The organism is Pseudonocardia sp. HH130629-09 (genome assembly GCF_001294645.1).
GTDB lineage: Bacteria > Actinomycetota > Actinomycetes > Mycobacteriales > Pseudonocardiaceae > Pseudonocardia.
Window position 1 is genome coordinate 655,624 of the sequence record NZ_CP011868.1, and the last position, 19,126, is coordinate 674,749.

Genomic DNA, 19,126 nt, shown 5'->3' on the forward strand with positions numbered 1-19,126 from the left:
CCGGTTGAGTCCAAGATCACGAGGTTGTCGAAGTCGCAGGTCTCAGAGATGGTCCGGGACCTCGACGGCCAAGTCGAGCAGTTCCGGACGCGTCCGCTCGACCAGGGCCCCTACACCTTCGTCGCCGCCGACGCGCTCGTGCTCAAAGTCCGCGAGGGCGGCCGGGTCGTGGCAGTCCACGCCCTGCTCGCCACCGGGGTCAACGGCGACGGACACCGGGAGATCCTCGGCCTGCAGGTCAGCTCCGCCGAGGACGGCGCCGGCTGGCTGGGGTTCTTCCGCGACCTCACCGCCCGCGGTCTGACCGGCGTCGCGCTGGTCACCAGCGACGCCCACGCCGGCTTGGTGTCCGCGATCGGGGCGACCCTGCCCGGCGCCGCCTGGCAGAGGTGCAGGACGCACTACGCGGCGAACCTGATGGCTGCGACCCCGAAGCAGTCCTGGCCGTGGGTGCGGGCGTTGCTGCACTCGGTCTATGACCAGCCCGACGCCGCATCGGTGCACGCCCAGTTCGACCGGGTCCTCGACGCCTTGGCCGACAAGCTCCCGAAGGTCGCCGAGCACCTCGACGCCGCCCGAGCCGACGTCCTGGCCTTCACCGGCTTCCCGAAAGAACTGTGGCGCCAGATCTGGTCGAACAACCCCTCCGAGCGCCTGAACCGTGAGATCCGGCGCCGCACCGACGTCGTCGGGATCTTCCCCGACCGCGACTCCCTGATCCGCCTCGTCGGCGCGGTCCTGGCCGAGCAACACGACGAATGGGCCGAAGGACGCCGCTACCTCGGCCTCGACGTCCTCGCCCGCTCCCGCGTCACCAGGATCCCCGACACCGCCACCAGCGCTGAGGAGGCGACCTCGACCACCACCATCCCGGCGCTCAGCGCCTGACCGAACAAGAAGATCACGCGGTCGTCGTCACACACCACGCCAGCGGACTTGACCGTCCAGGGGCGCCGTAGGCGCTCGCGTAGCGACGGTTCTGTGTGGGGTAGGGGCCCCGCGCAGGTTCGCCCTGGATGCCGCGCGGACCACGTACGACCGTTCTCGGCATCGGGGGTGGGCTGATCGCTTCGACTCCCAAGGTCCAGTGCGATCGATTCGTTCACCAACGCTTCGACCCCTCAGGATAGTCTCGGCGCATTGAGCTAGTTGCTAATTAGGCAAGTAGGTGCCATGCTGGGCCCCCAACCAAGGAGGCGGACATGGACGACACTCCGAGGCGAGATCAGGCGACTGCGGCACTGCATGAGATCGAGGCTGCCCGACGGGCCGTCGATGCGACGGATCGTCGGGCGCGGCCGGCGATCTTGCTGGCCACCTCCGCGCTGACGTTCGTCGATTTCGCGGCGAAGGACCACGTCTCGCGACCAGCGCAGTACGCGGTTACTGCGCTGGTACAGACAGGACTCCTGGCGATGACCCTCGCGGAGACGCGAACGAACCCGGTCGTCCCGTATGAGCCCGCTGATGGGCCATCGCCCGGCCGGGCAGCAATGCTGTTCGGATCGATCGCCACTTGGATGGCACTCGAACGAACCGCGGTTGCGCTCATTCGGCGCAGCCGAGTGCGTCGTCCGAACACAGTCGCGGGATTTTTACTCTCCGTAACAAGACCTGCCGGGTTCGCCTTCGCCGCGCAGCTCATGCCCCGCGCAGGAAGACATGTCTGAGATCCCACCAGATACCCGGCTCATACCACTCCTACTGGAGCCCACGAGACTACGCATCGTAGCCACTCTGCTCGCAGCGGGCGAGGTCGATTTCGCGTTCGTGCGCGACCGAGTTGGCCTGACCGATTCGGCCATGTCCAAGCAGGTCAAGACGCTCGTCGAATCGGGACTAGTGACCTCTCGACGTGAACGTTTTGGGCCCGCCCGGCGGAGCTGGCTGCGCTTGAGCACCGAAGGCCGTGCACAAGTGGCGAGCCATGTCGGTGCCCTGCGAGATATCGCCACTCGGGCCGAGCAGTGACATCGCTGCGCAGTCTGCGGCTGTTCGTTCGTCACCCCTGGAGCTGGTCTGCGATGGCGGGCGTGCGCGCGCCGGTCGCCGGGCCGGAGGCAGGAGGCGGACGGCAGCGACGCCGCCCGTCCGGCCCGTCAGGGCCGGCTTGAAGACGTGAAGAAAGTCCTCACCGACCGAGCGGGTGGGTTTCGGCCGGCTGCGGTCAATGGTCCGGGCAGACGCCCGGACGGCCTCCTAGGCTCGGAGATGTGATGGTCCTCGACGCAGCCCGCTCGGTGGCTGAACGCCACCTCGCCGAGACGCTGCCGCGTCGCTGGAACCACGTCCAGGGCGTCGCCACACGCGCTGAGGTCATCGGCCCACATCTCGATGGCGGCCCGGTCCTCGTCGCTGCCTGCTGGCTTCACGACGTCGGCTACGCGCCGGACCTCGGTGCGACACGGTTCCATCCGCTCGACGGTGCCCGTGCACTCCGCGACTGGGGTGCGAACGACCTGATGTGTGGCCTGGTCGCATTCCACTCCGCTGCGGCCCACGAGGCTGACGTCCTGGGCCTGCTCGACGAGCTGCGTGCCTTCGACGATCCGCAGGGCCTCGTCCGCGATCTGCTCTGGTACCTCGACATGACTACGAGCCCGGACGGCGAGCGCGTCTCGTTCGACGACCGCATGGCTGAAGTGCGGGAGCGCTATCCCGTCGACCACTACGTGAGCCGCGCTCTCGACGGCAGCATGGCCGACCGCCGTGGTGCTGTGGATCGAGCACGAGCTTGGCTGTCGTCGGTCGGTCTCGGCGGTCAGGTGTAGTACGGGTCCCGCCGGCTGAACCCGTGCTCGATCCGCAGCCGGATCGACGGGTGCACGTCGATGCCGTCCAGCTCGGCCCGCTCGACCCACAGCACTTCCGAGGACTCGTCGCTCGTCCTCGGCTCGCCCCCTACCGGCCGGGCGCGGAAGCAGATGGAGAACTCCTGCCGGACCTCGCCGTCGCTGTAGGCCATGACGTGGTCGGGGTTGCTGTAGATGCCGACCAGGCTGGTGACCTCGATGCGGATGCCGGTCTCTTCGTCGGTTTCGCGGACCGCGGTCTCGGTCATGGTCTCGCCGAGCTCGTGGCGTCCGCCGGGGAGCGCGTAGAGGTTGTTGTCGGTGCGGCGGATCATCAGCAGCCGGGCGCGCTCGTCGGTGACGAACGCGCTCACGGCGATGACGATGCTGGTCGCCTTCGGCGCGTCGGGGTCGTGGAAGTGGTCGGTCCGGGCCACGCGCCGGTCACCAACGCGCTGGGGTCGAGGTGCTCCACACGTCGACGAAACTACGCGCATAGGTGTCGAACAGGTCCCCGGCGCCGAGCTTGCGCAGATGCAGGGCCGGGGCGTGGGCGCCGGGCACGCCGTAGACGTGGGTGTTGATGATGGCCTGGTCGTCGAACCGGAAGATCGAGTTGTAGAGCGTGGTCGTGTGGAACCGGAACTCGATGCCCGGGGTGTCCAGTAGCGGCCGGTACGCGGCCAGGCCGTAGCGGATCCGCGCGGCCAGTGTCCCGGTCCCGAGGCGTTCTTCCTGGCTGCGCAGCTCGACGGCGTCGCTGTCGGGGTCGCCGAAGTTGATCCGCACGGTCACGCCGGCGCCGGCCTTCTCGGCCACGGTGCGGATGAAGTCCGGGCGTTCGATGAGGAACTGCCCGGCGTGGACCAGGATGTCGATCCGGTCGGTCGCCGAGGCGAGCAGCTCGTCCCACAGCTCGGTAGGGACCGCGCCGCGGTGCGGATAGGCGGCGACGATCTCCGAGGCCGCGATCCTCACCTGACGCTCGGGCGGTACCGCTGCGGGCCACAGGTAGGACTCGCTCTGCCCGACCAGCGCGGACAGCGCTGCCCTGTGTCGGGCGTAGGGGGTGCGGCCCCGGGTGGCCCATCGCTCGACGGTCTTGGCGTCCACGCCGATCTGCTCTGCTGCCGTCGCGGGCGTGAGGCCGGCGTTCATCAGCGCGTCGCGCAGTCGCTCGTTCGCCATCGCCGCACCCCTCCGTGGACACGAGCTGGGACGTCTTGATTCTAGCTGAAACGTCCTGAGATGTCCCTCTGTGTGGTCGGGCCGTCCCGGTGATTTCCGGAGTCTTGGACCTGCCCCGCTACGAGGGCCATCCCGATTCAGTCCCTGGAGGACGGTCATGGCAACGATCAAGGTCGACATCACCGGCACGCGCTACACCGTGGGCGCGGCTCCGCGTCCGAAGAACGACATGGACGGCCGTCAGCGCACCGACCGCCAGACCGGGACGCCGCTGTTCACCACGCAGCTGGTCAAGGTCGACGCCGAGGGCGCGGAGATCCTGACCATTACGACCCCGGGTGCCCCGCAGGTGGAGCAGGGCGCGGAGGTGCGTCCGGTGGGGCTGGTCGCGATCCCGTGGCAGCAGGGTCAGCGGGCCGGTGTGGCGTTCAAGGCCGACCGGATCGAGCCCGCGCACGCGCAGGCGTCCAAGGCGTCCTGACCGCCTGTCTGGTCGGTGGTGCGGGTCGCGGGGCTGTCTTCCCTGGAGTCCAGCCCCGCACCCCGGCGCTCCGTCGCTGTTCGTGCTTCCCGCCTCGTCGCTCGCCCCGCGTCCGGAAGGCCCTGTCATGGCTCGCAACGCCGCTCCTGCCCGCACCTTCGGTGCCGGGAAGTCCCGTGTGGACTCCTTCGAGATCATCTCCGCCCCGCCCACCAACCCCGCTGTCCGCGTCGCCGCCCTGCTGCTGCGACTGCGCGCCGAGCTGTTCGTCCTCGCCGTCGGGGTGTGGGCGTGGGTGGCGCTGGGCCCGGACCACGTCCGCGACGAGGCCGGCCGATTCGTCGCCGTCCCGGGCACCGGCTTCGACACCACGACGCGGGTCGCGCTGTTCGTTGCGGTCGGGCTGGTGCTGGCGGGGCTGCCGTGGACGCGGCGGTTCCTGTTCCACCGCGCTCAGGCCGTGCTGACCCGTCACCGGGTCCGGCAGACGCTCCTGGAGTGCCGGGTCCTGAACTCCCGCTCCCGGGCCTGCCCGCTCACCGTGTGGGCCCGCCCGACCCGGGTCGGGGAAGCGGTGTGGGTGGTCCTGCGCGCCGGGATCTCCCCGACCGCGGTCGCCGAGCAGACCGAGGAGCTGGCATCGGCGTGCTTCGCCCGCGAGGCCCGCGTCGTCCCGTGGTCGCGATTCACCACCGTGGTGCGCATCGAGATCATCCGACGCGACCCGCTGGCGCCGAACCTGATCCGCTCGGACCTGTTCCGCTACGCCTCCGGCGACATCCACGACCCGGGCTGGCCCACCCACGACGGCCCTGACTCGCCGGTTCCGACTCCGCGTCGTGAGCTGTCCCGGCCGGTGCTGCCCGCGGCCCCGCAGCCTGCGTTCGATGGCCCGTCCGATAGCGGTCGGGGTGGGGACTGGTCGGACTATGTCTGAGCACCCGCCCACACAGCCCCTGCCACTGATCACCGATAACGATGACGTACCGGGTCGGCTGGTGCGCCCGCTGCTGGTCCTGCGCCGCTGGGCCGATGAGTACCGCGCCCACCGCCGCGAACGCCGCACCGACGACGGGCCATCGATCTGGGAGCCGATCCACCTCGGCATCGACGAGAACGGACGTCCGGTCCGGGTCCCGCTGATCTACCGCAACATGCTCCTGGCCGGTGAGCCCGGCGCCGGCAAGTCGGTGGGCCTGAACAACATCGTCGCCCACGCCGCCCTCGCCACGGACTGCCGCCTGTGGCTGTTCGACGGCAAGATCGTCGAACTCGGCCTGTGGCGGTCGTGCGCGGACCGGTTCGTCGCCAACAGCCTCGACGACGCCATCGCCGCTCTGCTGGACCTGCAGTCGGAGATGGACTCCCGCTACGCCGTCCTCGACGATGAGCGCCGCCGCAAGGTCGCCGCCGCCGACGGCGTTCCGCCGATCGTGGTCGTCCTCGACGAGCTGGCCTACTTCTCCGCCACCGTCGGGACCAAGCGCGAGCAGGAAGCCTTCTCCGTGCTCGTGCGTGACCTGGTGGCCCGGGGCCGTGCGGCCGGGATCATCGTCGTGGCGGCGACGCAGCGGCCCAGCTCGGACATCATCCCCACCTCGTTGCGGGACCTGTTCGGGTATCGGTGGGCCTTCCGCTGCACTACCGACGCCAGCTCGGACATCGTGCTCGGTCACGGCTGGGCTTCCCGCGGCCACTCCGCGGCGAGCGTGGCTCCGGAGACCAAGGGCATCGGGTTCCTGCTCGCCGAGGGCGGTGTCCCGCGCCGGATCAAGGCTGCGCATCTGTCCGACGAGCAGGTCTACGCCCTGGCCGACCGTGCCGCGCTGCGACGGCTCGCCGCCGGGATCGCCCACGGCCAGGACCTCGACGACACCACCGGTGGTGCCGCATGACCGCCCGCCTGAGGACGGCCGAGCTGGTCTACGCCGGGCTGCGTCGGTGCGCGGCTGCTCGCCGTCAGGCCAGCGCCCGCTACGAGCGCGGAGCCGTCACCGCCGCTGAGTGGGCCGACGCTCTCGCCGCGTTGCACGCCCGCGACGCCCGCTGGTGGTCTGTGCTCGCCCGCAGCGCTGTCGCCGACCACACGATCCCACTCGTCTACATCGCGGCCGTGTCCGACGCCGAGGCCGGCGCCCTGCGCTCCGCCGCCGACTGGGCCCGGACCGCCCGCGAGTACACCGGCACCGCTGTGGCTCGGGTGGCGTGATGAGCACCGGCCACGGCTCGGCGACCGTCGAGGACCTCGCGGCCCGACGTCTGTCCCGCCTGGCCGGAACCACCCCCGCCGCCGACCTGGTCGCTGCCGCAGGTCGCCGGGAGGACTTCGCTGGGTGGCTGCTCCACGTCACCCCTGCCGCCGGATGTGCCCACCCGATCCGCCTGTCCGGGACGGTGTTCCGGGTCGAGGAAGCCACCGGCCGCATCACCGGCGAGCGCCACACCGCGGAGATGCCCGACGGGCTGATCTACACCGCCTGCGGCAACCGCCGCGCGAGCGTCTGCCCCTCGTGCGCCGAGACCTACCGCGCCGACACCTTCCAGCTCGTCACCGCCGGACTGGTCGGCGGCAAAGGCACCCCGGCCAGCGTCGCGGGGCACCCGTGCGTGTTCCTGACCGTCACCGCGCCCTCGTTCGGCCCGGTCCACGCCCACCGCACCGATCGGAAAGGCCGGCCTCTTCCGTGCCGCCCCCGCCGCGACGAGACGAGCTGCGAGCACGGGACCGAGCACGCCTGCTGGGAACGCCACACCGCCGACGACCCGCGCGTGGGCCGGCCGCTGTGCCTGGACTGCTACGACCACCCGCACCAGGCGGTGTGGAACCTGCACGTCGGCGAACTCTGGCGCCGCACGATGATCGCCGCGACCCGCAACCTGCGGCAGCTCGAGAAGCTCACCGGCGCCAAGCTCCGGCTGAGCTACACCAAGGTCGCGGAGTTCCAGGCCCGCGGCGCCGTGCACCTGCACGCCCTGGTCCGCCTCGACGGCCGCGACCCCGCCGCCACCCACCGCAGCCTTCCGCCCCCGCCCGGAGTGTCCGCCGCACAGATCGCGCAACTGCTGCGCTGTGCGGCCGTCGAGACCTCGTTCACCACCGCCCCGCACCCGGCCCGCCCCGAGGGCTGGCCGATCGGCTGGGGTGAGCAGGTCGATCCCCGCCCGGTCCGGCTCGCTCCTCGCGATCTCGACGACGCCGCGGAGATCACCACGACCGCCGTCGCCGCCTACCTCGCCAAGTACGCGACCAAGGCGACGGAGACCGCCGGGCACCTGTCGACGCGGTTGCGGCCGGACACGGTGCGCTCCTACACCGACCACACCACCCACACCGGCCGCCAGATCGACGCCTGCTGGCGGATCGGGCAGCGGCCCGGTGGCTGGGACCCCGAGGAGTGGTCGGCCTCGTGGGGACGGTTGTGGCGGTGGGCGCACATGCTCGGGTTCGCCGGTCACTTCTCCACCCGCTCCCGCCGGTACTCGACGACTCTCACGGCGTTGCGGCAGGCGCGTCGGGACTGGCAACGCAGCCACGCCAGCCCCCGCCCCGCCGCTGAGGACGTCGAGCGTCTGGATGAGGGCGAGGACACCACCGAGGTGGTCATCTCCTCGCTGCACTTCGCCGGGATCGGCTGGCACACCACCGCCGACGCGCTACTGGCCAACACCGCTGCCGCCCAGGCCCGGGCCAGGAGGCGTGCCGCCCGCGAGGAACTGGCCACCACGACCGCATGAGCCCTGGGAGACCCCATGAACCGCGTGTTCCTCACGGCGGAGGAAGCCGCCGACGCACTGCACATCAGCCGCAGCAAGGTCTACGACCTGATCCGCAACGGCGACATCGTCTCGATCAAGATCGGCCGACTCCGTCGCGTCCCGGTCGACGCCGTGCAGGACTTCGCCCGGCGGCTGATCGAGGCGGGGGAGGACGCCGCATGAGCAAGAACGTCAACGGCGACGGCAGCGTCTGGAAGCGCAACGACGGCCGCTGGTCCGGCGCCGCCTACGTGAGCACCAGCACCGGCCGGATCGAGCGCCGCTACGTCTACGGGAAGACGAAGAAGGAGGCGCTGAGCAAGCTCGTCGGCCTCCAGGGTCGCCACGACAAGGGCATCCCGGCCGGGCCGACCAAGCTCACCGTGGAGCAGTTTCTGACCGAGTGGCTGGACCACATCAAGCTGCACGTGCGGCCTCAGACCTGGGCGGGCTACGAGAGCAACGTGCGCAACCACCTCGTGCCGAGGCTCGGCAGGAAGAAGGTCACCACACTCTCGGTGCGCGACGTCCGGCTCATGGTCGACGACCTGAAGGCCGGCGGTACCAGTGCGCGCATGGTCCAGTGGATCCACTCCACGCTCCGGGTCGCATTGCAGCACGCCGTTTCCGAGGAGCTGGTGACCCGCAACGTCGCCCGCAGCGTCCGGGTCGCCCAGCCGCCGCGCGACACCCTGAGCGAGCCGCTGACCGCCGACGAGGCCACGGCGTTCCTGCGGGCGGTCAAGACGCACCGGCTGCACGGGCTCTGGGTGACCGTCCTCGTGCTCGGCCTGCGGCGCTCGGAGGTGTGCGGGCTGCACTGGGACGACGTCGATCTCGACCGCGGCACCCTCAAGATCCAGCGCGGACTACAGCGCACCGGGGGACGGTTGCAGGAGCTGCCGACCAAAACCCGGCGGTCCCGCCGGACGGTGCCGCTGCCCGCGATGGTCGTCGACGCCCTGCGCGAGCACCAGGAGTGCCAGCGCGCCGAGCGGACCGCGGCCGTGCGGGGGACCTGGACGGACACGCCGTACGTGTTCACCTCGTCGGTCGGCACCCCACTCGAACCGCGGACCCTGACCCGCACGTTCCACGCGCTGCTCGAACGGCACGGGTTCCGCAGGGTGCGGCTGCACGACCTCCGGCACACCTGCGTGAGCCTGCTGCTCTCGCTCGGCGTGCACCCGCGGATCGTCATGGAGATCGTCGGCCACAGCGCGATCGAGATGACGATGAACGTCTACGGTCACGTCACTCTCGACAGCCAGCGTGACGCACTGGACCTGCTGAACACCCAGCTCGGCGCCGGTGCCGAGAACCCCGGCGAGCACTGAGGTTGCTGTCAGATGCCGCTGTCAACCGCCTCCGGAACGCCGCTCGCGGCGACGTTTCCGCTGGTCGGGGTGGCGGGATTTGAACCCACGGCCCCTCGCTCCCAAAGCGAGTGCGCTACCAAGCTGCGCCACACCCCGTCGCCCGCATTCTAGCCCTGCGCCTGTCCCGCTCGTCCGCCGCCGTCGACGCCGGGTGTGTCCTGCGCGACAGCGACCGGCCGTTGATCCGTCCGCTCTCCCCTTCTTAAGGTAAGCCTTCCCTTACTGAAGGAGGAGCGCCACGTGGCACCGTCCGGACTGCACGACCCCACCGCGGAGCACGCGAGCTGCGGCGTCGGGCTGATCGTCCGCAAGGACGGGGTGCAGACCCACGACGTGCTCGCCCTCGCTCATCGTGCCCTCTGCGCCGTGCCGCACCGCGGCGGGATGTCCGCCGAGGGCGTCGGCGACGGCGGCGGGGTCTCGGTGGACCTCTCGGTGTCGTTCTTCTCCCGGCTCGCCGGCCGCGAGCTGGCTCCGGGACGGTTCGCCGTCGCGAACGTCTTCCTCCCCGCCGACCCGGAACGCGCCGCGGCGGCCGCGGCGCTGGTCACACTCACCCTCACCGCGCACGGCTGCACGGTCCTGGCCGTCCGCGACGTGCCGGTCGATCCGTCGGTGCTGCGCCCCGCGGCCGCCGCACAGCAGCTCCCGGTTCGGCAGTGGATCGTCGAGGTCCCCGACGTCGCCGACCCGGAGCGCCTGGCGCACGGCATCCTGCTCGACGTCGAGTCGGTCGCCTACACCGACGAGACCGTCGCCGGCCTCTACCCGCTCAGCCTCTCGACCCGCACCCAGGTCCTCAAGGGACGACTGAATTCGTGGGAGGTCGTGCCGTACTTCGCCGATCTCACCGACCCCGAGCACCGGGTGCGCAGCCTCTACTTCCACACCCGCTTCTCCACCAACACCGACCCGCACCCGTCGATGGCGCAGCCCTTCCGGCTGCTCGCGCACAACGGCGAGCTCAACACCGACCGCAAGAACCGGATCGCCGACGAGGCACTCGCCCGCGCCCGGGGCCGCCGGATCGTGCGGCCGCCCGGGCAGTCCGACAGCGCGCGGTTCGACCAGACCCTGCACGCACGTGTGGCGGGCGACGGGCTCGACCTCGTCGCGGCCGTCGTCGCCGCGATGCCTCCGGCCTGGGAGAACGACCGCACGTTGCCCGGGCCGGTGCGTGCGATGCTGGAGTACCGGTCGCTGGTCGAGGAGATCAACGACGGCCCGGCCGCGCTGGTCTTCTCCGACGGCGAGGTCATCGGTGCCCGTCTCGACCGGCTCGGCCTGCGTCCCCTGCGGACCTGCGAGACCGCCGACTACCTGACCGTCTCCTCGGAGGCGGGCCAGTTCCCGTTCCCCGACGACGACGTGCTGCGCCGCGGCCGTATCGAGGCCGGCGGCATGCTGTGGTGGAGCACCCGTGATCATCGCACCTACGACACCGCGCAGACCCTGGAGCTGCTCGCCGTCCGCGCCGACCACGAGGCCCTCCTGGCCGGGGCGCGGACACCGGCGGCCGAGCTCCCGGCCGCACCCGGGGCCCCCGAGAAGGCCGTGGGCGACGACCTCACCGTCCACCAGCGCTACGTCGCCTACGGCCTCGACGCCGAGGCGTTCCGCGTCCTGCTCGACCCGATGCTCGACACCGGCACCGAACGCGTCTCGGCCATGGGTTACGGCAACGCCATCAACGCCCTCAGCGACCGCGAGGGCGGCGTCGCGCACTTCTTCTCCCAGCGCTTCGCCCAGGTCACCAACCCGCCGCTGGACCCGATCCGCGAGGCCGACGGCATGACCCTGCGCGTCGCGCTCGGTGCCCGTCCGGTGCACGACGGCCCGTTCCACCGCATCGTCCTCGACTCGCCCGTGCTCGACGCCGACGGCCTCGCCCGCATCGAGGCCCAGCAGGTCGTCCCGGTCGGCCGGTTCGCGCTGCTGCACGAGCCGGGGACGCTGGAGGCCACGGTCGAGGGACTGTGCGCGGAGGTCGTCGCCTTCGTCCGCGACCGCGGTGGCATCGCCGTCCTCGACGACCGCGCCGTCGCCCGCGGCCGGGCCGCGGTCCCCGCGGCGCTCGCCGTCGCCGCGGTGAACCGTTCCCTGGTCGCGGCCGGTCTGCGGCCCGCGGTGTCGCTGGTCGTCGCGACCGGGCAGGTCTGCTCGGCGCACCACCTCGCCGTCGTCCTGGGGTTCGGGGCGTCGGCGGTGCACCCGCACACCGCGCACCTGCGCGCGGTCCAGCAGCACCCCGACGACCCCGGCGCGGCGTTCGCGCGCTTCCGCGCCGCGGCGGAGAAGTCCCTGCTCAAGACCATGGCCCGGGTTGGGCTGTGCACGATGGAGAGCTACGTCGGCGGCGAGTTCTTCGAGTCCGCCTACCTCGACACCCGCGACCCGGTGCTCGCCCGCTGGCTCCCCGAGGTCGACTCCCCGGTCGGCGGTGCCGGCTTCACCGACGTCGAGCGCTCGGTCCGCGACTGGCACGCTCGCGCGCTGACCGTCACCGGCCCCGAGGACCTCCCGCAGCTCGGCCTGTTCAAGGAACGCTCCGACGGCGCCGGGCACTCCTACGGCGCCGCCGCCGTCACCGCCTTCACCGGTCTGGTCGACGAACGGGCCGGCCTCACCGCGGGCACGGTCGACCGCGAGCTCCGGCTGCTGCCGCTCGCCGCGCTCACCGACTCCCTCGGCCTGCACGACGACGCCTACGTCCACACCGGACTGGGTGCGCTCACCGACGCCGAGATCGACGCGTCCGCGCCCACGCCCGGCTACCGCGAGCTCGTCCGGTCCCTCGCCGCCGAGCGCGAGCGGCGCCCGTCCGCGCTGCGCGACGTCCTGGTCCTGCCGCCGGACCTGCGCGACGGCGATCCCGCCGCCGCGCTCGACCGCATCGACCCGCACGGCAACGCCTGCATCGCCGTGCGCGGGTTGCGCCGCGACGGCGACCTGCTGTACGTCGACGGCGACGCCGGCCCGCTGGCGTCCTGGCTGACCGAGCGGCTCGGGGTGTCCGTCGAACGCCTCGACCACCGCACCCTGCGGGTGGCCGCGACGGGGACGGCTGCGGACCGGCTGGACCTGCTCGTCACCGCCCCCGACCCGGTCCCGCTGTCGCAGGTACAGCCCGCCTCGGAGATCACCCGCACCCTCGCCTCGGGCGCGATGAGCCACGGCGCCCTCATCGCCGGGGCGCACGAGGCCGTCGCCCACGGCACCAACATGGTCGGCGGGCTGTCCAACTGCGGCGAGGGCGGCGAGTCCCGCAGTCGGTTCGGCACCATCCGCGGTTCCCGGGTCAAGCAGTTCGCCTCCGGACGGTTCGGGGTGTGGGCGGGCTACCTCGCCGACCCGATGCTCGACCAGGTCGAGATCAAGATCGCGCAGGGGGCCAAGCCCGGCGAGGGCGGCCAGCTGCCCGGCGCCAAGGTGACCGTCGACATCGCCGCCGCCCGCGGCGCGACGCCCGGGGTCGAGCTGGTGTCCCCGCCGCCGCACCACGACACCTACTCCATCGAGGATCTCGCCCAGCTCATCCACGACGCCACCGCGGCGCGGGTGAGGGTCGTGGTCAAGCTGGTGTCCTCGGAGGGCATCGGGACGATCGCCGTCGGCGTCGCGAAGGCCGGGGCGCACGTCATCAACGTCGCCGGCAACACCGGCGGCACCGGCGCCGCCAACGTCACCAGCCTCAAGTTCGCCGGGCGCTCCGCGGAGCTGGGCGTCGCCGAGGTGCACCAGGCGCTGTCCGCGCACGGTCTGCGCGACGCCGTCGAGCTGCGCTGCTCCGGGGCGCACCAGACCGGCGGCGACGTCGTCGTCTCCGCGCTGCTCGGCGCCGACTCCTTCGAGTTCGGGACGACCGCGCTGATGATGCTGCGCTGCGTCATGGCGAAGAACTGCAACGTGAAGTGCCCGGCCGGGATCACCACCGACGCCGACGCCTTCGACGGCGACCCCCGCGCGCTGGCCCAGTACCTGCTCGGCGTCGCCCACGAGGTCCGCGAGATCCTCGCCGGCCTCGGGCTGCGCAGCCTGCGCGAGGCCCGCGGCCGGGCCGACCTGCTGCACCTCGCCCGGCACCCGTCGCTGGTCGGGCGGCTGGACCTGCGCCGTCTGCTGCACCGCGTCACGACCCCGCAGGTCGCCGACCCGGTGCGGGTCGGCGCTCACCACGACCACGACGAGCGGTGGTCGGCCACCGTCCGGGCGGCCCTGGCCCGTGGGGAGTCCGGAGTGGACATCGACGGCGGCGTGCTGGGCAACCGGCACCGATCCGTGGGCGGGCGCCTCGCCGTCGACGTGGAGCGGATGCTGAACCACGAGCACGTCCCCGGTCCGGCACTCGTCGACGACCGAGGCCGCCGGTTCCTGCCGCAGCGGTGGCTGCGGGTCCGCACCCACGGCGCCGCGGGACAGTCGTTCGGGCTGTTCTGCAACGACGGGATGTGGCTCGTCCACACCGGCACCGCCAACGACGGCGTCGGCAAGTCAGCCTGCGGCGGCACCATCGCGGTCCGGTCGCCCGGCACCGTGCACGACGACCGGCCCGGCACCAACGTGCTCGTCGGCAACTTCGTGCTGTTCGGGGCCACCGGCGGCCGGCTGTTCGTGCAGGGCGAGGCGGGGGACCGGTTCGCGGTGCGGAACTCCGGGGCGAGCGCCGTCGTCGAGGGGCTCGGCGACTTCGGCTGCGAGTACATGACCGGCGGGGCCGTGCTGAACCTCGGCGCCGCCGGGTCGGGTCTGGGCAACGGCATGTCCGGCGGGTTCCTCTACCAGTACGACCCGGCCGGGACGGTCGGGTTCTCGACCGACTCGGTCGACGTCGCACCGGTCTCGGGGTTCCACACGACCGCCGTCCGGCTGCTGCTGGAGTGGCACGCCGAGGCGACCGGTTCGCCGCTCGCCACCCGGCTGCTCGAGGACTGGGAGCGCGAGCGCGCGCACCTGCTCGTCGCGACCCCGCGGTCGCTGCGGCTCTACCAGGACGCCGGGGAGATCCTCGCCGCCCGCACCCGGCGCGAGCTCGTCGACGAGCTCGCCGCCGCCCTCGCCGCGCACCAGCTGCGGCGGCACAAGCTGGCCCAGCGCGACGGCGTCCCCGTCGCGTCCGGGGTGGTACCCGACGGCGACGCCGGGGAGGAGATGTTCGTCCTGCTCAACGGACTGACCGTGCAGACCGTCGCCGAGGAGGTCGCCGCGCGCCGCGGCGTTCCCGTCCGCACGCTGCTGCTCACCGAGGACCATGCCGTCCGGACGCGGCTGGTGCGCTACGCCCGCGACGCGCTGGCCGGCTACACCGACGACGAGCTCGCCGTACTGGTCTCGGACAAGCGCGTCGGCGACCTCAAGCGCTCCCTCGCCCGGCGTGACGTGTACGGCACCGACAGCCCCGGCACCTACGGCTGGATCCTCGCCCAGGACGCTGCCAACACCGCACGCCTCGGTCGGATCCCGAGCGTCGAGGAGCTGTTCGCGGCCCGCGCCGCACCGGACCTGGTGGGTGCCCCGTGATCGCGCCGCCACCCCCGGCCGAGCTGGGCGACCTGGCGATCTCGCCGGACGCCCCGTTCACCGCCGAGCAGCGCATCTGGCTGTCCGGCTACCTCGCGGGCGCCCGCAGCGCCGCCGCACCCGTCCGGAAGGAGACCGGGATGACCCCGGTGCACGTGCTGTACGGCACCGAGACCGGCAACGCCGAGTACGTCGCCGACCTGCTCACCGAACGCCTCACCGAGGCCGGGGTGCCGTGGGAGCTCCACGAGCTCGACGCGGTCGACGGCGACGCGCTCGCCGCGATGAGCAGGGTGGTCGTCGTCTGCTCCACCTACGGCGACGGCGAGATGCCCGACAACGCCGACCTCTTCCGGAAGATGATCACCGCCGACGACGCGCCACGCCTGGACGCGATGTCGTTCGCGGTGTGCGCGCTGGGCGACGAGTCCTACGAGGACTTCTGCGCGGCCGGGCGGCTGCTCGACACCCGCCTCGCCGAGCTGGGGGCCACCCGCCTCCTGGAACGCCGCGACTGCGACGTGATGTGGGAGGACGCCTCCGCGCAGTGGTTCCCCGAGATCGTCGCCGTGCTGAGCGCCGCGCCCGCCGCGGAGGAGCCCGCACCCGCGCCCGCACCCGCGCTGGAGCCGGCGCGCCGCCGCGAACGCCCCGCCCCGGTGCCCGCCGTGCTCGCCCACCGGGTGCGGCTGTCCGGGCCCGCCTCGGACAAGGAGATCCACCACCACGAGTTCGACCTCACCGGCACCGGCCTGACCTACGCCGCGGGAGACTCGCTCAACGTCGTGCCCGCCAACGACCCCGCGCTCGTCGAGGCGTTCCTCGACCACCTCGGTCACGACGGCGACACCCCGGTCGGTGACCGTCCGCTGCGCGAGCTCCTGACCTGCGCGCACGAGATCGTCACGCCGTCGCGGGACCTGCTCGAGGTGCTCGCCGAGCGGGCCGCCGACGCCGGGCTGCGCGCAGGCCTGCGCGAGGACCGCGCGGCCGCCTTGTGGGACCGCGACCTGCTCGGACTGCTGCACGCCGCACGGGTGCGGCTCGACCCGGAGGAGTTCGTCGGGCTGCTGCGCCCGCTGCAGCACCGGGCGTACTCGATCTCGTCGAGCCCGCTGCTGTTCCCGGACCGGGTGCACCTGACCGTCGCCTCGGTCCGCTACCGGTGCGACGACCGCGCGGTCGGCGGGGTCTGCTCCACCCACCTCGCGGACCGGCTCGCCGTCGGGGACACCGCTGTCGTCTCCCTGCAGCCCAACACCGGGTTCCGGCCACCCGCCGACGACGTCGACATGATCATGATCGGGCCGGGCACGGGTGTCGCCCCGTTCCGCGCGTTCCTGCAGGAACGGGCCGCTCGCGGGGCGCGGGGCCGGAACTGGCTGCTGTTCGGCGACCGCCGCTCCGACCACGACTTCCTCTACCGGTCCGAGCTGCTCGGCTGGGCCTCCGACGGCCTGCTCACCCACCTCGACCTCGCCTTCTCCCGCGACCAGCCGGAGAAGGTGTACGTCCAGGACCGGATGCGCGAACACGGCGCCCGGCTGTACGCGTGGCTGGCCGAGGGCGCCCACCTCTACGTGTGCGGCGACGCGAGCCGGATGGCCCGCGACGTCGACGCCGCGCTGCACGAGATCCTCGCCGCCCACACCGGGGGCGAGGACGGTGCGGCCGAGTTCGTCGCCGACCTCAAGCGCGGGAAGCGGTACCTGCGTGACGTCTACTGAACCGGAGCGCGCCTCGTGACCCTGCCCCGCACCGACCTCGACGTCCTGCTCTCCCACCTCGTCGGCGACCGGCTCGACCTCGACGCCGGCACGCTGGCGCGGCACCTCCCGCTGCTCGACGAGGTCGTCGCGACCACCGCGAACGGCAGCGCCCTGATCAGCGAGCTCGGCACCTACGCCGAGCCGACCTTCACCGGCGAGGCGTTCGGGGTCCGGGCCGACGCGGTGACCCTGCGCCTGTCCCGGCCCGCGGTCGCCGCGGTCGTCGCGACCCGGGCCGACGACGAGCGTCGCGAGCCCGCCGCGCTGTGGCTGTTCGACGGCGACGGCGCGGCCGTGCACCGCACGCACCTGCTGTCGCCCGACGCCCCGCTGGTCACCGAGGTGATGCGGCTGGCCCCGCGCGTCGACGACCCGCCCGTCGCGCCGACGGCGGTCCCCGACGAGCTCGACCACCTCGGCCTGCTCGACGCGCTCACCGACGGCGGCGGCCGGGTCCCCGACGGGCTCGTCCCGGCCGCCCCGCCGTGCGACGTCGCCCGGGCCGTCGACCTGCTGTGCCTGCTCTGCGAGCACGGGGTTCCTGCCGGGCTGGCCGTGCCGAACGGCGGCTGTCTGCAGGTCGGCACGGGATCGGTCGACCACGTCGAGACCGGCGACGTCGTCGGCGTGGTGTCGGGTGCGGTGCAGTTCGCGTTCGCCCCCGGCGGGATCGAGGCGGTGCGCCCGGTCCGCACGCACGGCCCACACGGTCCGATGACGACGGTGCTCCTGACCGGGCCGGACGGCCGCTGCCCCGCCCTGATCGGCCAGTTCGGACTGCCGTCCACCGACGTCGTGACGGCCTGGGAGCGCATGGTCCGGGACGTGCTGCTGCACCCGATCAGGTGAGTGGTGAACGCGGCCGACGCGGTGGTCGTAGAGACAGGCAATCAAGGATGAACCCGTCAGAAAGGACACCGGGATGCGCCGCACCCTGCCCCGTCTCGCCGCCGTCACCGCCGCCACCGCACTCGGCTTCGCCGCGACCGCGGGGATCGCGTTCGCCCAGGAGACCGAGGCCGGGGAGCCGTCGACGTTCACGAGCATGTACACCGTGAGCGCCACCCCGGACACCATCGTCAACAACGACGGGCAGGCCGTCCCCGGTCAGCCCGGTGCGACCGGCGAGTTCAACTTCCGGATCAACTCCGACGACGAGATCATCTGCTACGACATCACCCTGCGGGGCGTCACCGGCGAGTACCAGAGCCCGGCCAAGACCGCGACGCACATCCACGAGGCGGCGCTCGGCAAGCCCGGCCCGCCGCGTCTGGCGTTCCCGAACCCCGAGGGCGACGGCGACGTCCGCACCTCGTCGGGCTGCCTGCAGGGCCCGTTCACCACCGGGCTCGAGGGCCCGAACGGCCAGGACACCGCCACCGGCTTCTCGCTGAAGCAGATCGAGGCGAACCCGGCCGGCTTCACCGGTGACACCCACACCGCCGACTTCGCGGCCGGCACGGTGCGCGGCCAGCTCGCCGCCGTTCCGATGGGCGGCGTCGAGACCGGCGCCGGTGGGTCCTCCTCCGACTCGACCGCGCTCTACGCGGTCGGTGCCGCCGGGCTGGCCGCCGCGGCCGGTGCGGGCGTGCTGATGGCCCGCCGGGGCCGTGCGCAGGGCTGACCACACGCGTGACCGGCGCCCGGGAGCCCTGCTGCTCCCGGGCGCCGTCGCGCTGGTGTTCCTGCTCGTGGAGTGTGCGGCACCGCCCGCCCCCGCTCCTGCCGTTCCCGTGTCTGCCGCGCCGCCCGCCAGCCCGCTGTCCGGCGCCGTCCCGGCAGCCGCCGGTGTGCCCGTCTCGCTGCACATCCCGGCGATCGGGGTGGACGAGTCGCAGCTGCTCCGGCTCGGCATCGCCGACGACGGCACCGCCGAGGTGCCGCAGGACTACGACCGCGTCGGCTGGTTCGACCGCGGCACCGCGCCCGCCCCGACCGTCCTGCTCGGGCACGTCGACTCACGTGACGGGCCCGCGGTGTTCATCGACCTGGCTGACCTCGCCCCGGGCGACGTGATCGAGGTCGGCCGCGACGACGGCTCCGTCGACCGGTACGCCGTCGAGCGGACCGAGCAGATGCCCAAGGACGCGTTCCCGACCTTCGCCGTGTTCGGCGGTACGTCACCGGACCAGCTGCGCCTGGTCACCTGTGCGGGTGACTTCGACCGGGGGGCACTCAGCTACCTCGACAACATGGTCGTGCACGCCCGCGCGCTGTGACCGTTGCCCGACGCGCCGAGACGTC

Annotated in this window: 17 protein-coding genes, 1 tRNA gene and 1 pseudogene; 16 read left to right on the forward strand and 3 right to left on the reverse strand. The window is 72.5% G+C overall.

What is annotated here, in order from left to right; all coding sequences use genetic code 11:
- Positions 1 to 15 precede the first annotated feature (15 nt).
- The 4 genes and pseudogenes from XF36_RS03100 to XF36_RS03105 all read left to right on the forward strand — a co-directional run.
- Positions 16 to 888 (forward strand): annotated as a pseudogene (locus tag XF36_RS03100) (IS256 family transposase); the annotation flags it as partial.
- 314 nt (positions 889 to 1,202) lie between these two features.
- The gene (locus tag XF36_RS31195) at positions 1,203 to 1,670 is read left to right on the forward strand and encodes a hypothetical protein (RefSeq protein WP_145981238.1); all 468 of its coding nucleotides are present in this window, start codon (positions 1,203 to 1,205) and stop codon (positions 1,668 to 1,670) included.
- The gene (locus XF36_RS29915; RefSeq protein ID WP_082375127.1) at positions 1,663 to 1,971 is read left to right on the forward strand and encodes a transcriptional regulator; all 309 of its coding nucleotides are present in this window, start codon (positions 1,663 to 1,665) and stop codon (positions 1,969 to 1,971) included. The genes XF36_RS31195 and XF36_RS29915 overlap by 8 nt, the downstream gene beginning before the upstream one ends.
- 245 nt (positions 1,972 to 2,216) lie before the next feature.
- Positions 2,217 to 2,771, forward strand: a complete 555-nt coding sequence (locus XF36_RS03105; RefSeq protein WP_060710816.1) for an HD domain-containing protein — start codon at positions 2,217 to 2,219, stop codon at positions 2,769 to 2,771.
- On the opposite strand, the gene XF36_RS03110 is transcribed toward XF36_RS03105, so the two are convergent.
- Both XF36_RS03110 and XF36_RS03115 read right to left on the reverse strand, forming a co-directional pair.
- Entirely contained in the window at positions 2,762 to 3,229 is a 468-nt protein-coding gene (locus XF36_RS03110; RefSeq protein WP_060710817.1) for an NUDIX hydrolase, read from the reverse strand. The genes XF36_RS03105 and XF36_RS03110 overlap by 10 nt on opposite strands.
- Before the next feature lie 7 nt (positions 3,230 to 3,236).
- On the reverse strand, positions 3,237 to 3,980 hold the full coding sequence (locus XF36_RS03115) for an XRE family transcriptional regulator (protein WP_060710818.1): 744 nt from the start codon (positions 3,978 to 3,980) through the stop codon (positions 3,237 to 3,239).
- A gap of 157 nt (positions 3,981 to 4,137) precedes the next feature.
- Here XF36_RS03115 and XF36_RS03120 point away from each other — a divergent pair, with 157 nt between their 5' ends.
- From XF36_RS03120 to XF36_RS03150, 7 genes are all read left to right on the forward strand, one after another.
- Positions 4,138 to 4,461 carry a hypothetical protein gene (locus XF36_RS03120; protein WP_060710819.1) on the forward strand — a complete coding sequence of 108 codons (324 nt, stop codon included), beginning with the start codon at positions 4,138 to 4,140 and terminating at the stop codon, positions 4,459 to 4,461.
- 127 nt (positions 4,462 to 4,588) lie between these two features.
- Entirely contained in the window at positions 4,589 to 5,398 is an 810-nt protein-coding gene (locus tag XF36_RS03125) for a hypothetical protein (protein WP_060710820.1), read from the forward strand.
- Positions 5,399 to 5,459: 61 nt separating this feature from the next.
- Positions 5,460 to 6,356 carry an FtsK/SpoIIIE domain-containing protein gene (locus XF36_RS03130; RefSeq protein WP_064485362.1) on the forward strand — a complete coding sequence of 299 codons (897 nt, stop codon included), beginning with the start codon at positions 5,460 to 5,462 and terminating at the stop codon, positions 6,354 to 6,356.
- Positions 6,353 to 6,670 (forward strand): hypothetical protein, encoded by a 318-nt coding sequence (locus XF36_RS03135; protein WP_060710821.1) that lies wholly within the window; start codon positions 6,353 to 6,355, stop codon positions 6,668 to 6,670. The genes XF36_RS03130 and XF36_RS03135 overlap by 4 nt, the downstream gene beginning before the upstream one ends.
- Positions 6,670 to 8,196 (forward strand): replication initiator, encoded by a 1,527-nt coding sequence (locus XF36_RS03140; RefSeq protein ID WP_060710822.1) that lies wholly within the window; start codon positions 6,670 to 6,672, stop codon positions 8,194 to 8,196. The genes XF36_RS03135 and XF36_RS03140 overlap by 1 nt, the downstream gene beginning before the upstream one ends.
- A 15-nt stretch (positions 8,197 to 8,211) precedes the next feature.
- On the forward strand, positions 8,212 to 8,400 hold the full coding sequence (locus XF36_RS03145) for a helix-turn-helix domain-containing protein (RefSeq protein ID WP_060710823.1): 189 nt from the start codon (positions 8,212 to 8,214) through the stop codon (positions 8,398 to 8,400).
- Positions 8,397 to 9,554: a tyrosine-type recombinase/integrase gene (locus XF36_RS03150; RefSeq protein ID WP_060710824.1), complete on the forward strand. Its 1,158-nt coding sequence runs from the start codon at positions 8,397 to 8,399 to the stop codon at positions 9,552 to 9,554. The genes XF36_RS03145 and XF36_RS03150 overlap by 4 nt, the downstream gene beginning before the upstream one ends.
- A gap of 61 nt (positions 9,555 to 9,615) precedes the next feature.
- Here the strand turns inward: XF36_RS03150 and XF36_RS03155 are convergent.
- Positions 9,616 to 9,692: transfer RNA gene (locus XF36_RS03155), tRNA-Pro, on the reverse strand.
- A 144-nt stretch (positions 9,693 to 9,836) separates the two neighbouring features.
- On the opposite strand from XF36_RS03155, the gene XF36_RS03160 reads away from it, so the two are divergent.
- The 5 genes from XF36_RS03160 (at position 9,837) to XF36_RS03180 (ending at position 19,101) form a co-directional block, all read left to right on the forward strand.
- Entirely contained in the window at positions 9,837 to 15,113 is a 5,277-nt protein-coding gene (locus tag XF36_RS03160) for a glutamate synthase-related protein (protein ID WP_238589084.1), read from the forward strand.
- Positions 15,110 to 16,840: a diflavin oxidoreductase gene (locus XF36_RS03165; protein ID WP_238589086.1), complete on the forward strand. Its 1,731-nt coding sequence runs from the start codon at positions 15,110 to 15,112 to the stop codon at positions 16,838 to 16,840. Before XF36_RS03160 ends, XF36_RS03165 begins: the two co-directional genes overlap by 4 nt.
- 15 nt (positions 16,841 to 16,855) lie before the next feature.
- Positions 16,856 to 17,731, forward strand: coding sequence for a hypothetical protein (locus XF36_RS03170; protein ID WP_060710826.1), 876 nt, complete (start codon positions 16,856 to 16,858; stop codon positions 17,729 to 17,731).
- Positions 17,732 to 17,804: 73 nt separating this feature from the next.
- Positions 17,805 to 18,506: a CHRD domain-containing protein gene (locus XF36_RS03175; RefSeq protein ID WP_060710827.1), complete on the forward strand. Its 702-nt coding sequence runs from the start codon at positions 17,805 to 17,807 to the stop codon at positions 18,504 to 18,506.
- Positions 18,493 to 19,101, forward strand: coding sequence for a class F sortase (locus tag XF36_RS03180; RefSeq protein WP_082375128.1), 609 nt, complete (start codon positions 18,493 to 18,495; stop codon positions 19,099 to 19,101). Before XF36_RS03175 ends, XF36_RS03180 begins: the two co-directional genes overlap by 14 nt.
- The last annotated feature ends 25 nt before the right edge of the window (positions 19,102 to 19,126 follow it).